At 44.8% G+C, this 621-nt stretch carries 1 protein-coding gene; it reads left to right on the plus strand.

Features of this window, described 5'->3' with window-relative positions; all coding sequences use genetic code 11:
- Positions 1 to 99: 99 nt before the first annotated feature.
- On the plus strand, positions 100 to 570 hold the full coding sequence (argR, locus tag R7R78_RS27475) for a transcriptional regulator ArgR (RefSeq protein WP_005430583.1): 471 nt from the start codon (positions 100 to 102) through the stop codon (positions 568 to 570).
- Positions 571 to 621 lie beyond the last annotated feature (51 nt).

Consider the following 621-nt stretch of genomic DNA (forward strand, 5'->3'; position numbering starts at 1 on the left):
GATGCAACTAACAGAATGCCGGGACTTTTTGGCACTGCATGAATATATATGCGAGAATATGCAAAATTGCTGACACGTACTAAGAGAATCATAATGACTATGCGCAATTCAGAGAAACAAGATAACCTAGTCCGCGCCTTTAAAGCCCTGCTAAAAGAAGAGAGCTTTGGCTCACAGGGTGAAATTGTTGACGCACTCAAGCAGCAAGGCTTTGAAAGCATTAACCAATCTAAAGTTTCACGTATGCTGACCAAGTTTGGTGCTGTTCGTACTCGTAACGCAAAAATGGAAATGGTGTACTGCCTACCGGCTGAGCTGGGCGTACCAACAGTAAGCAGCTCTCTACGTGAACTGGTTTTAGACATCGATCACAATGCGGCATTGGTTGTCATTCACACAGGTCCTGGCGCAGCACAGCTTATTGCTCGCCTACTCGACTCGTTAGGTAAATCCGAGGGTATTCTTGGCGTAGTAGCGGGTGACGATACCATTTTTATTACCCCTACAATGCCAGTATCAACTGAACAATTGTTCAAGTCTGTATGTGAGCTATTCGAGTACACAGGCTGAGACCGACGAACATTGGTTTAAGTAACTCTTTGTGGGCTATGAAAGAAGTAC

The sequence above is a fragment of the Vibrio sp. 2134-1 genome (assembly GCF_033339495.1).

Excerpts from the sequence above, each read along its gene's own strand:
- argR (WP_005430583.1), top strand. The coding sequence starts at position 100 with ATGCGCAATTCAGAGAAACAAGATAACCTAGTCCGCGCCTTTAAAGCC.